General features: G+C 69.8%; 11 protein-coding genes and 1 riboswitch. Of the genes, 5 read left to right on the top strand and 6 right to left on the bottom strand.

The window, feature by feature from the left end; genetic code table 11:
* Positions 1-193: 193 nt before the first annotated feature.
* Together ABZ459_RS12460 and ABZ459_RS12455 are read right to left on the bottom strand one after the other, a co-directional pair.
* Positions 194-613 (bottom strand): ACT domain-containing protein, encoded by a 420-nt coding sequence (locus ABZ459_RS12460; protein ID WP_357969404.1) that lies wholly within the window; start codon positions 611-613, stop codon positions 194-196.
* Positions 614-1,661: 1,048 nt separating this feature from the next.
* Entirely contained in the window at positions 1,662-2,330 is a 669-nt protein-coding gene (locus ABZ459_RS12455; protein WP_357969401.1) for a CHAP domain-containing protein, read from the bottom strand.
* Positions 2,331-2,343: 13 nt separating this feature from the next.
* Positions 2,344-2,497: riboswitch (cyclic di-AMP (ydaO/yuaA leader) on the bottom strand.
* A gap of 715 nt (positions 2,498-3,212) precedes the next feature.
* On the opposite strand from ABZ459_RS12455, the gene ABZ459_RS12450 reads away from it, so the two are divergent.
* Positions 3,213-3,650: a hypothetical protein gene (locus tag ABZ459_RS12450; RefSeq protein WP_357969398.1), complete on the top strand. Its 438-nt coding sequence runs from the start codon at positions 3,213-3,215 to the stop codon at positions 3,648-3,650.
* 75 nt (positions 3,651-3,725) lie between these two features.
* On the opposite strand, the gene ABZ459_RS12445 is transcribed toward ABZ459_RS12450, so the two are convergent.
* Positions 3,726-4,328 carry a TetR/AcrR family transcriptional regulator gene (locus tag ABZ459_RS12445; RefSeq protein ID WP_357969396.1) on the bottom strand — a complete coding sequence of 201 codons (603 nt, stop codon included), beginning with the start codon at positions 4,326-4,328 and terminating at the stop codon, positions 3,726-3,728.
* Positions 4,329-4,418: 90 nt separating this feature from the next.
* Between ABZ459_RS12445 and ABZ459_RS12440 the strand changes: the two genes are divergently transcribed.
* Together ABZ459_RS12440 and ABZ459_RS12435 are read left to right on the top strand one after the other, a co-directional pair.
* Positions 4,419-5,831 carry an MFS transporter gene (locus ABZ459_RS12440; protein ID WP_357969393.1) on the top strand — a complete coding sequence of 471 codons (1,413 nt, stop codon included), beginning with the start codon at positions 4,419-4,421 and terminating at the stop codon, positions 5,829-5,831.
* 100 nt (positions 5,832-5,931) lie between these two features.
* Positions 5,932-6,324, top strand: a complete 393-nt coding sequence (locus tag ABZ459_RS12435; protein ID WP_357969390.1) for a GNAT family N-acetyltransferase — start codon at positions 5,932-5,934, stop codon at positions 6,322-6,324.
* A 75-nt stretch (positions 6,325-6,399) separates the two neighbouring features.
* Here ABZ459_RS12435 and ABZ459_RS12430 read toward each other — a convergent pair whose 3' ends face one another.
* Positions 6,400-7,608 (bottom strand): acyl-CoA dehydrogenase family protein, encoded by a 1,209-nt coding sequence (locus ABZ459_RS12430; RefSeq protein ID WP_357969388.1) that lies wholly within the window; start codon positions 7,606-7,608, stop codon positions 6,400-6,402.
* A 140-nt stretch (positions 7,609-7,748) separates the two neighbouring features.
* On the opposite strand from ABZ459_RS12430, the gene ABZ459_RS12425 reads away from it, so the two are divergent.
* Positions 7,749-8,918 carry an MCE family protein gene (locus ABZ459_RS12425; RefSeq protein ID WP_357969385.1) on the top strand — a complete coding sequence of 390 codons (1,170 nt, stop codon included), beginning with the start codon at positions 7,749-7,751 and terminating at the stop codon, positions 8,916-8,918.
* Positions 8,919-9,102: 184 nt separating this feature from the next.
* On the opposite strand, the gene ABZ459_RS12420 is transcribed toward ABZ459_RS12425, so the two are convergent.
* Complete coding sequence (locus ABZ459_RS12420) at positions 9,103-10,305, bottom strand: MFS transporter (RefSeq protein WP_357969383.1); 1,203 nt, start codon at positions 10,303-10,305, stop codon at positions 9,103-9,105.
* 87 nt (positions 10,306-10,392) lie between these two features.
* Here ABZ459_RS12420 and ABZ459_RS12415 point away from each other — a divergent pair, with 87 nt between their 5' ends.
* Positions 10,393-10,965, top strand: a complete 573-nt coding sequence (locus ABZ459_RS12415; RefSeq protein ID WP_357969380.1) for a TetR family transcriptional regulator — start codon at positions 10,393-10,395, stop codon at positions 10,963-10,965.
* A gap of 128 nt (positions 10,966-11,093) precedes the next feature.
* On the opposite strand, the gene ABZ459_RS12410 is transcribed toward ABZ459_RS12415, so the two are convergent.
* The gene (locus ABZ459_RS12410) at positions 11,094-12,044 is read right to left on the bottom strand and encodes a glucosyl-3-phosphoglycerate synthase (protein WP_357969377.1); all 951 of its coding nucleotides are present in this window, start codon (positions 12,042-12,044) and stop codon (positions 11,094-11,096) included.
* Positions 12,045-12,072: the final 28 nt, after the last annotated feature.

The following is a 12,072-nucleotide window of genomic DNA, read 5'->3' as shown; positions in this document are numbered from 1 at the left end:
CGCCGGGCGGGGCGTCGTAGGGGGCCGGGATCGGGTGCATCTTGGCGATGCAGTCGAGGTCCTTCGAGGACTTCCAGGTCGTGGTCGCTGGCGAGCCCCTCACTTTTCGGTGGGTCGCCGCCCGCCGACTGCAGCCGCCGGACCCTTCGGCGCCCTCCCGCACCGGCGGGCGGCCCGGCAACTGGCCGCGGAATCACCGCCCCGCTCTGGTGCCGTGACCGGAATGTGCACCGGCTTCGCCGTCCTGGCTGTCCACCTGGTGCCCTGCTTCCTCAAGGACGGTGATGGCCTGCTGTTTCCTCAACTCGGGAACCAGGACCAGGTCGGCATGGAAAGTCGAGGCTACGAAGACCGGGATCGCCGCCTCCGCCAGCGGCTTGACGATCGCGGACAACATTCCGGGAATGTCCAAGCCATGTGCTGTGGCGCCTCCGTAGAAGGCGATCCACTGTTCCGCCATGTCCCCATCTCTGGCCTCACGGACCACGGTCAGCCCTTCCGGAGCGCGGACGAGCACGAGCCAATCGTCCTCGGGCGGCCCTTCATGCGGCAGGTGCTCGACGGCGAATGCGGAAGACATGATGCGCAGATGCTGGGCGGTGGATGCGTTCATGAACATGTGTCTACCAGGCGCCCATCTCGTCGCACGCCCCGCCCGCCGCGACCGAGAAAGCGCAGCGCCAGGTACCGCACACCGGCATCACCACACCACGCAGTTTTGACTAACGTCTATCCTGACGAGCGTCTAACCAGCATGAGATCGTTAGCGGGCGGCTTCATCGGCGACCTGGCAGAGGCCTTCGCGCCGCTTGCCGCCGGAGGCTGCTGCGGAGCCCCCGCCACCTCCGTCTCTCCGGCCAGTGACACGACGGCGGCTTCGGACACCAGGCAGGCGATGCCAGCGACGTCACCAGCACAGCCCACGCCGTGGCCGCCGCCGCCATGCTGGACCAGCCGATCTCGCCAACGCTCATCGGCGCACGCCGCCGGGCCGGCAGCGACACGATCTGGATCCGGGAGAGCCTTGAACCAGCTCGTGTACTCCTCGGCCTTCGCACGCGGCAGGGTCATTCGATTGATCAGGAAAGCGGAAGCCTGGAGCTTCCCTTCTCACAGGAGCCTCGATGCCCTGCCACCTGTGGCATCGCCGCTCGTGACCTGCGTACGCGGCTCTGGAGGCGAGTCTCGACGTGTGGAAGCGCGCCGACCTCCACGCGATGCGGGCGAAGAGCGTCGACCTGACGTCGCTGTTCGTCGAGCTGGCCCAAGAGCACTGCGGCGACCTTCTGGACCTGGCCACTCCCCACATCCAGCCCTGGGCGGCAGCCCGGACTCCTACCGCCATCCGGCTGGTTCGGCCATTGTCGACGCGCTGGCGGACAACGGAGTCATGCCGACGCCTGGCCGCCGACATCCTGCGGTCCGGCTTCGCCAGCTTGTACGTGAGTTCGTGGACGTGCGGCGAGCCGCCGAAGCGCTCTCCGCCGTACTGCGCTGCTTCGAAGTATGAACCGGGCCGACACGGAAGTATGAACCGGGCCGACACGAGAGCGCCGGTCTCACAGCGTTGCTCCCGCGATACGCGAAAGTGGCGCAGGACCTCGCCTGCGCCACTTCCGTTGCCCTCACCATCGCAGCGGAGAGGACTCTTCGGCCTGCTGTCAGGCCTTGTACTGCGGGTAGCCGTACCCGACGACCTGGGACTTGGGTCGGATGCGCTGCTCAACCTTGCCGTTACCGGTGTTGCCCTCGATCGCGGTGATCGTGCCGTCGCCGTTGTCCTGCTTGACCAGGCCCACGTGGTCGATGCTCTCGACGGACTTGTCGTCCCAGGAGTAGAAGACGACGGCGCCCGGCTTGGCCTCGCTCCCCCAGCGCTTGTTGGCCTCGAACCACTTGGCATAGGTCACGGTGTAGGCGTCCCAGCCGACGGTGGACCGGGCACCGGCCTTCTCACCCACCCAAGAGACGAACATCGCGCACCAGGGAGCGTTGGCGTAGGACTGCAGGCTCCCGCCGTCGCGGGCCACGGTCTCCTTCGCCCGCGGCGAGGACATGTACCAGCTGTGGAACGGAGTGCCGCCGCCCGCGGCGTTCTCGGTCACGCCGACCTGCGACTCGGCGATCTTCAGCACCGACTGCGCGCTCACCTGCCCGGCGGTCTTCTGCTCGACGCTGTGCGAGGCGACGGTGTCGGAACGCGCGCCGGACGCCTGATCGGCGAAGACTGGGGCTCCGGCCAGAACCGCACCGGCAGCGACGCTCACTCCGAGGGCGAGACGGGAAAGAGTGGCGGGCGTCAGAACACGGGTGAAGGCGTTGATGGTCATGAAGGGGTATTGCTCCTTGCTTCCATTCCGCCTACCGGGTTAGCTGACGGGTTCGGGCGTGGAAGTGCCCTACGGATGCCCTCGCGGGAGGTGCACCGATTCACCCCAACAGAATGTGGGTCCCCGGTTCCGCGTGCTTCTCTGAGCGGATTCGGCGGCCACGCCGTTCTACGTGTTCACGCAGATCAGACGCGGTCTCGGCAATGGTCGGGACGTACTGTGGCGCGGATGCTCACCGGGCCTACGTCGTAACTGACATTGAAGGTATGTGAATGGCATAGAGCAGTACAAGTCAACTTGGGAGAAACGCTTCGAAAACGCCCACCAGACAGGCGTTTTACCCACCAATTCTTTACCTTGGCACGCCGTCTGACCGCGCCCGAGGTCAGGCGCCGGAGAGAAACGGACAAGAGACGAGCGCCCCAAGGGGCGTTACGGCCGGCGAGACGAGATGGACTCCCGGCACGCCCACGGCGACGAGTCAGACAGGCTCCCCGATAACTCGAACATCTATGTTCAAGTTATCGGAAGGAGAGGGGCACGTGGTACCGCGAGAAGCACTGAGAGAGGGACGAGCGTCGGCAACGGTCGGTTCGCTCGGGGATCCGCAGGGGGTACGTCTGCACCTGCATCGGACGAACCTCCCCGACGGCGTGGCACACCGGGCACAGCAGGCAGCTTCCGACCAGAAGGGGCAGCGCTTCGCCGATGCGGCCTTCCCTCTCCTGGCAGAGAGTCAGGACCGCCACCTGTCGGTCCGTCTCATCCAACGGCACAGAGCACGGTCGGCCAGAACGGTCACACCGGCCACCTCCGGCGACGGACTCACCGTTTCTCACGATGGGTCAGCGTCGCTCCCCGGCCTCTTCCCGGAGCCCCGTCATGCGTAGCGCCATGCCCCTGGGGGACGACACCATCGTCGTACTGCTGCTGGCAGGACTGATCTTCATGGCGGCCCTGGTGCTGGGCGTATGGAAATGCCTGCAGATGATCCGCTCGGAGCACCACAGGGCTCACCCCTATGTGGACATCGCGCATCGTGCCGCCTTGCTGTATTCGTTCGCGACCCTGCTGATCGCCGTCTTCGTCGAGCTGAGCGGCTGGCCGGCGGCAGTTGATCTCGTCGCGGCGGGAGTCGTCGTGGTGTTCTTCGTCGCGGCGATCGTGAGCTACGCCCTTCACGGCTGGCGCCGGGACACCAACAATCAGTTCCGCCATCCCGTCCGCGGCACAACGGCGTTCATGACGGCGCTCATCGTGGGCGAAATCGGCGGCTTCACTGTTCTGCTCGCCGGCTTCGTGCAAGCACAACTGCTCTGAACCTCGTCCACGAGGTCAGACGCCCGGACGCGGGCAAGCAACTGCGCTACCGCCAACTGCAGTGAGTCCGCCGCCTCACCCCGAAGCCGGGCTCCCACCCCAGGCGGCCAGCGCCGATTGGATGGACTTCGTGACCGTGTCTGCGGCATCGTCACGGGCCAGGCGTCCTTGGCGCACCTCGTTCGCCGCGCCGTGCAGGATGTAGTGGGTGAGGCTGACCAACCAGGTGGCGGGCAGGTCGGTACGGAAGACGCCTTGATCCTGGCCACGGTGGATGAGTTCAGCCATGCGCTGGGCGGGTTCAGCGTGCAGGTCCCGGATCCGCCCCGCGGGAAGGACTCCTTCGGCCGCGGCCAGCAGGGCCGCTGATTCGGCCACCAATTCCCAGCTGGACGCCAGCAGGCGGCCCATGGCTTCGCGCGCGTCGCCTGCCAGGTCGACGGAGGCCAGGAGCTCGTCACCGTCTCGCAGCGCCTCGACAAGTGCCGCCTCGATGAGGTCGGCCCGGGTCCGGAAATGTCCGTACAGGGTCATCCGCCCGACGCCGGCAGCCCGGGCGATGTCATCGGTGGTCGCATGCGGGTCCGAACGCATCAGTTCGCGGGCCGCGGACACGATGCGGGCGATGCTGCGCTCGGCGTCGACACGGCGCCTGGAGCGGGCAGGAGGTGCAGCCATGCCCCCAGCCTATCTCGTATGTCCATATACGGCTTATAGTGACCAGCAGAACTCGTATATGGACATACGAGATATCCGCTGGAGGATTTGATGACCCAACCCGCAGTGCAGCAGGCAGTGCTCCACGAGCCGCTCCCAGCCCGGTGGCGCATCCTCGGCTTCCTCGGCGTGGCCCAGCTCATGCTGATCCTCGACGTCACCGTCGTCGCCATAGCGCTGCCTCACATGGAGACGGACCTCGCCCTCAGTCGCGAGGCCCTGACCTGGACGGTCAGCGCCTACACGCTCACCTTCGGCGGCCTCATGCTGCTCGGCGGCCGCATCACGGACCTGCTGGGCGCCAAGCGGATCGTGATCACCGGCCTGTTGCTGTTCACCGTCGCATCGCTGGTCGCAGGGTTGTCCGGGTCGGCGGGCATGCTGCTCGCCGGTCGTGTGGCCCAGGGCGTCGGGGCCGCGCTGCTGTCGCCCGCGGCGCTGTCGCTGGTGGTCGCCCTGTTCGACGGAGAGGAGCGGAACAAGGCCCTGGGCGTCTGGTCCGCGCTCGGCGGCGGCGGTGCCGCGCTCGGCGTTCTCCTCGGCGGCCTGCTCACCGCCGGTCCCGGATGGTCGTGGGTGTTCCACGTCAACGTGCCCATCGGCCTGGTGATCGCTGTGGTCCTCGCCGCACTCCTCCCGGCGCGTACGCCTTCGCCCGCTTCCCGGCCCCGGCTCGACCTACTTGGTGCGATCTTAGTGACGTCCGCCAGCGCGTCGTTGATCTACGCCCTCATCGCCGCCGGCGAGCGGGGGTGGCTCAGCTCCCTCACCGGGTGGCTCGTGCTCGCGGCTGCCGTGGGCTACGTGCTGTTCGTGCTGTGGCAGAGGCGGGCGCGCTCGCCCCTGATGGACGTGCGACTGCTCGCCCGGCGCCCCGTGGCGGTCGGGGCCTTCCTCATCCTGATGGCCACGGCACTGATGATCGCGGTGTTCTTCCTTGGAACCTTCTACTTCCAGCACGCTCTGGGCTACGGCGCGCTGCAGGCCGGGCTGCTGTTCCTGCCGGTCGTGCTGGCGACGATGCTCGGCGCCAACCTGACCGGACGCCTGCTCGGCCGGTGGGGCGGGCGCGCCCTGGCCGTCGCGGGCCTGGCGGTCGCGGCGATCGGCATGGCCGTACCGGCCTTCTCGACGAACGTCGTCAGCGTCGTGGCGGGCGTGGCCGTCGCGGCGGCGGGCACCGGCGCGATGTTCGTCATCGCCTCGGCGACCGCGCTCGGTCAAGTGGCGCCCCACGAGGCCGGGATCGCCTCCGGCATCGTGAGCACCTTCCACGAGTTCGGCGCATCCATCGGAGCCGCCGTCATCTCAAGCGTCGCGGCCGCGAGCCTGGCCGGGACCACGTTGAACGGCTTCACCAGCGGATTCACCGTGGCCGCGATCGCCTCAGCGGTCGGCGCGGTCGTCGCAGCGTCGGTAACGCCCGGCCGCCCGTCACCTACGGTGCAAGCCGGCTCCCAGTGAGCGGGAACCGCCTGGCTGCCGGCGCTACGGCGGCTCCGCAACACGCCTGCGACGCCGGCAACTCCCCCACCCACGACGCACGCCCGAAGACGCCGCCGTCGTGCACGACCTCATCCGCGGTCTGGCCGAACACCAAGGCCAGGCCTCGGCCATCACCGTAGGCGTCGAGGATCTGGAGCGGATGCTCGCCCGCCCGGAGATCACCTACCTGATCGCCGAGCGCAGCGGCCGGGCCATCGGCTACGTCTCCTGGCTGGAGCGCATCAGCTTCTGGTCCGGCCAGGACCACCTCGCCCTGGACGACCTGTACGTGACCGGCGCCGAACGCGGCAACGGCGTGGGCGAACGGCTGATGCAAGCCGCGGCCGAAGCCGCCGACGGCAAGGTGATCCGCTGGGAGGTGACCGAAGCCAACGTCGCTGCGCAACGCTTCTACACCCGCGTCGGCGCGACCCTCACCTCCAAGAAGATCTGTCGCTGGCAACCGAAGTGACCCCTACTTCACCGCACATCGCGCTGGCCTGCAGCCCGATACCTTCGACGCCCACGAAGGCCGAAACAGACATCCTCAGCGGACCTGCAGGCCGGTGACGGCGCGGCCGATGATGAGGCGCTGGATCTCCGACGTCCCCTCGAAAATGGTGTAGATCTTGGCGTCGCGGTGGAAGCGTTCCACCGGGTGTTCCCGGGTGTAGCCGGCGCCGCCGAGGATCTGGATCGCCTGCTCGGTCACCCACACCGCCGTCTCGCCCGCCACCAGCTTCGACATCGACCCCTCGGCCTGCTCGAACGGCCTGCCGTTGCGGGCCATCCAGGCCGCCCGCCAGGTCAGCAGGCGGGCCACGTCGACGCGGGTCGCCATGTCGGCGAGCAGGAACGCGATCGCCTGGTTGTCGCCGATCCTGCGGCCGAACTGCTCGCGCTCGCGGGCGTAGTCCCTGGCGTACTCGAAGCCCGCGCGGGCGATGCCGACGGCCATCGCCGCGACCGACGGGCGGGTGGTCTCGAACGTGCGCATCGCGGCCTGCTCGCCGGCGCGTTCGCCGTTGCGGACCCTGGCCAGGCGGGCGTCCAGCTTCTCCTTGCCGCCCAGCAGGCACGAGCCCGGCACGCGCACGTCCTCCAGGATCACCTCTGCGGTGTGCGAGGCGCGGATGCCGTGCTTGCGGAACTTCTGCCCCATCGACAGGCCGGGCGTGCCGGGCGGGACGACGAAGCTGGCCTGCCCGCGGGTGCCCAGGGACGGGTCCACCGAGGCGACGACCACGTGCACGTCGGCGATGCCGCCGTTCGTGGCCCAGGTCTTGACGCCGTTCAGCACCCAGTCGCCGTTGTCGTGGACGGCACGGGTGCGGATGGCGCCGATGTCGGAGCCGGCGTCGGGCTCGGAGGCGCAGAAGGCGCCCAGCTTGACGTCGTTCTCCGTGCCGAACATCTGGGGCAGCCACTCCCCCAGCTGTTCCGGGGTGCCGTTCGCGGACAGCGCGGCGGCGGCCAGGCCGGTGCCGACGATGGACAGGCCGATGCCGGCGTCCCCCCAGAAGATCTCCTCGAACGCCACCGGCAGGGCCAGGCCGCTCTGCTCGAACCATTGGGTGGCGAAGAAGTCCAGCGAGTACAGGCCGATCTTGGCGGCCTCCTGGATCACGGGCCAGGGGGTTTCCTCGCGTTCGTCCCATTCTGCGCCCGCGGGGCGGATCACGTCGCGGGCGAACGCGTGGACCCAGTCACGTACCTCGGTCACGTCGTCACTGAGCTCCGGACAGAACCCGGTCATCGTGTCCACTCCCTGGCCGTTCCATTGTTACCGTCGGTAACACCCTACCGGCGAGTAGGGCTTGGCCGGAAGGTGCGACGGTCCGGCGACTCACGGTAATGTTCTGGTCACCGTTCGCCCATGTCGATCGAGGAAGGCCGATGGACCGCCGGCTCGCCGCACTTCTCGCCGTCCTCGCGCTGGCGGCGGCGTATCTGCTGCTCAGGCCGGTCGCGGGCGTCCGCGCCGTCGCCTACTTCGACGCCGCCGTGGGGCTGTACCCGGGTTCCGACGTGCGCGTACTCGGGGTGCGGGTCGGGCGGGTCACCGCGGTCAGCCCGGCGGGCGCCCAGGTCCGGGTGGAGCTGGCGCTCGACGCCGGGCGCAAGGTCCCGGCCGGCGCGCAGGCGGTCATCGTGGCGCGGTCGCTGATCGCCGACCGGTTCGTGCAGCTCACACCGCCGTACCGGGGCGGGCCCGTGCTCCAGGACGGCGGCACGCTGGGCCGGACGCGCTCGCCGGTGGAGATCGACGAGGCGTTACGCGGCTACGACCAGCTCGCCGCGGCCCTCGCCCCACCGGTTTCGCCCCCACGGCCCGGTTCCTCTCGGCCAGGGTCGGGTGGGGTGGCGGCGGACGAGCGTGGGGCGCTGGCGCGGTTGTTGCGGGTCTCGGCGGGGACGTTCGGCGGGCAGGGCGAGACGGTGGGGGCCACCGTGCGAGGTCTGTCCGACGCGGCTTCCGTGCTGGCCGGCGACGGCGACGACCTGGCGCAGACCGTCCGCGACCTGGCCACGATCACCGGGGCGATGGCCCGCGACGACGCGCGGATCCGGGCGTTCATGAAGGACCTGGCGGGCGTGTCGGCGCAGCTCGACGGCGAGCGCGAGGAACTGCGCGCGGTGCTGGGCCAGCTGTCCTCCACGCTCACGCAGGTCGCCGACTTCGTCGAGGACAACAGGGGTGAGATCGCCACAAACACCCGCGATCTCGCCCACCTCACCGCCCTGCTGGTACGTCAGCGCGCGTCCATCGGCACGTTCCTCGACACCGCGCCGCTCGCCCTGAACAACGCGAACAACGCCTACGACCCCGTGAGCGCGACGTTCCGGGCCCGGTTCAACCTCAACGGCCAGACCGACGACGTCGCGATGTGGTTGTGCTCGCTGGCCCACTCCATGGACGGCGGGTGCGAGTCGCTGCTCGGCGCGCTCAACCCGCTGGCACGGGCGCTCAATGACACGGTGGCCATCGACACGTCATGGCTGCTGCCCGATGTGCATGTCGACCGCCCCGACCTGTCGCTCGGCGGCCTCGTCACAACCCGCTGACCACCTCGCGCAAACCGGCCCCCACCAGACGCCGAACGGCGATGCCGGTCCAGCGTCCGATGGGGGCCTGGCGGAGGCAGGTCGAGGTCGGGTGGCGGATCGAGGGGCCGCGCCGGTCGGCCTCTGGTGAGGGCCGGTAGGTGGGGGGCGGGTCAGTGGCCCGGCGAGGGCCCGGAGGTGGGGGTCAGTGGGTGGTGAGGGTCCGGCGGCGGGTGGAGGTGAGGACGGCCAGGGCTGCCACGCCCATGCCGATCGCCAGGCCGTACACCAGCGGGGTGAACCCGCCGAAGGCGGCCGCGAGCTGCGGGCCGACGCTGCCGCCGACGGCGAGGGCGAAGGAGAACAGGGCGAGTGCCGTGCCACGGGCCGGTCCGGCCTGGGCGGAGATGGCCTCGTTCATGCTGGGCAGGCCGCCGGTGATGGCGGCGACGTAGACGGCCAGCAGGAGCACCAGGCCGAGGGCGCCGGCCCCGCTGAACGCGACGGCCGCCAGGGCGAGCGCGCCCACGGCCAGGAACGCGGCGGCCCTGGCCGTGGTGGGGATCCGGGCCAGCCACGGCATGAGCACCGGCATCAGCAGGATCGAGGGCAGCCCGGAGGCACGCAGCGTGAGCAGGTCGGCGGAGGACGTACCGCCATAGATCTGCAACCCGGTGTAGACGGCGACGAACCCCGCCATCAGCATGACCGTGGCCAGGTAGCGCAGCGCGAGCACCCGGTCGAACAGCAGGCCGGGCACCGCGCGGTAGGCCGACAGCAGCGACCCCGCCGCCTCGCGCGGCAGGTCGGGCAGCATGACGGCGCGCAGGCCGAGCCCGGCGAGGGCGAAACCGGCGGCCGACAGCAGGAACAGCCCCCGCCAGCCGATCATCTCGACCAGCACCTGCGCGGCGACCTGCAACAACACAGCCGAGGCCAGGAAGGCACCCGTCACCGCGGCGATGGCGATCACTCGGCGCCGCGGCTCAAGCCGTTCGGCCAGGTAGGCCATGCCGGCGGGCGGGAACATCGCCACGGCCACCCCCTGCAGGGCACGCAACACGAGGGCCACCTCGACGTTCGGGCTCAACGCCACCAACGCGCTGGTCAACGCGGCAAGCGGCAGACCGGCCATCAGGAGGCGGCGGCGGCCGTACCGGTCAGAAAGGGGGCCGAACACCAGGAACCCGACGCCGTAACCGGCGCCGAACGCGGTGACCAGCCAGGTCAGGCCGCCGGGCGAGGTGTGCCAGCCGGTCGCCATGTCGTGCAGCAGGGGGATGACGATGTACAACTGGCCGCTGCACAGGACCGCGGTGAGGGTGAACGCCAACAGGGTGCGGCCGAAGCGGGCGTAATCGGTACGGACTGCCGGAGCGGCCTCCGTACGAGGAAGCGTGAGTGCCATGGCAGAGGACGGTAGCCAACCAACCAGTTGGACGTCAACTAGTTAGTTGGTTTTCAACCAACTAGTTGTTGGTGGCAGAATGGTGGCATGTCACCCAAGGTCTCGACCGCCGCCACCCGGGCCGCCCTGCTGGAGGCCGCCCGCGAGGAGTTCGCCGCGTACGGCGTGGCGGGCGCGCGCGTGGATCGCATCGCGGAGCGCGCCGGCGTCAACAAAGAGCGCATCTACGGGCATTTCGGCAACAAGGAGAAGTTGTTCGACGCCGTCATCAACGAGGCGCTCGACGACCTGACGTCGCAGATCGCCCTGCCCGGCGCCGATCCCGTCGACTACGTGGCCCGGCTGACCGACTACTACCGGCGCCATCCCGACCTGGTCCGGCTGCTCATGTGGGAGGCGCTCAACTACCGCGGCCAGGAGCTGCTGCCCGGCCAGGAGGCCAGGGTCGAGCGGTGCGCGCGCAAGGCGGCCTCGCTGGCCGAAGGGCGCGGCGAGGAGCCGTCGAAGGCGACGTCGCGCATGCTGTTCATGCTGACGGGGCTCGCCCTGTTCCCGTCGATGATGCCGCAGCTCGGGCGGATCATACTGGGCGACGCCGCCGAGGACCACGACGCCATCCGCGACCAGATCGGCGCCTTCGTGACAGCAGCCCTCAAGTAGGACCTCATGGCCCGCCAACTCCAGGGCCGGCCACGGGGGTCGCCACGGCAAGCCAGTCACCCCGGGCCCGCCACAAGGACGGCGAAACCATCCAACGAGGGCCGAGCGCGGCAGGCCAGGCGGGACCGTTACGGAGGCGGGTCGAAGGTGGTGGGGTGGGTCAGGGTGAGCATCGGGGGGCGTTCGCCGATGGCGATCTGGCGGGTCAGCACGTCGTGGCCGCCCTCGCACCGCCGGAACTGGGCCAGTTCCACCCCCGGCACATGACGGGCCTCGATCTTCCCCTGGCGCCGCAGCCGCGACCACGCGGCCAGCATGATCTGGGCCGCCATCCCCCCGAGCGCCTCCGTGGACTGCGGGGCGTGCTCGCGCGACCCCAGGTCCACCTGGGCCAGGCCGTCGAGCCCGGCCAGGTCCAGCAGGTCGATGAGCAGGCCGAGCTCCACCCCGTACCCGGTCAGGAACGGCACGCGTTCCAGGGCCGAGCGGCGGCCGGCGTACTCTCCGGCGAGGGGTTGCACGAACCCGGCCAGTTCGGGCCAGTGCAGGTTGATCAGCGGGCGGGCGACGAGCTCGGTGACGCGGCCGCCGCCGTTGGGTGCGCCGTTCAGCGGACGGTCGTAGCAGCCCTTGGTGTAGGCGACGGTGGGATCGGTGAGCAGCGGGCCGAGCACCCCGGCGACCAGCGAGGCGCGGAAGTGCCTGATGTCGGCGTCGGCGAAGGCCACCACGTCGCCGGAGGTGACCGCCAGCGACTTCCACAGCGCCTCGCCCTTGCCGTCCAGCGGTGCGAGCTCGGGCAGGATGTCACGCTGGGCGTGCACGGCGGCCCCGGCCCGCGCCGCCACCCGCGCGGTGTCGTCGGCCGAGCACGAGTCGATGACGACGATCTCGTCCACGAGGCCGTCCAGCTCGCGCCGGATCACCTGGACGATCTCGCCCACGGTCTCCCGCTCGTCGCGGGCCGGCAGGACCACGCTCACCGTGGTGCCCCCCTTGGCCGCCACGAGGTCGCGCAGCGGCCAGTCCGCGGCGCACGACGTTCGGCGATGCCACCATTTCCGCACATCAGGCAGCATGTGCGACACCTCCCCCGTTCCCCCGCTT

The sequence above is a fragment of the Nonomuraea sp. NPDC005692 genome, assembly GCF_040631115.1.
Classification (GTDB): Bacteria; Actinomycetota; Actinomycetes; order Streptosporangiales; family Streptosporangiaceae; genus Nonomuraea.
This window is presented reverse-complemented; position numbering and strand designations above follow the sequence as displayed.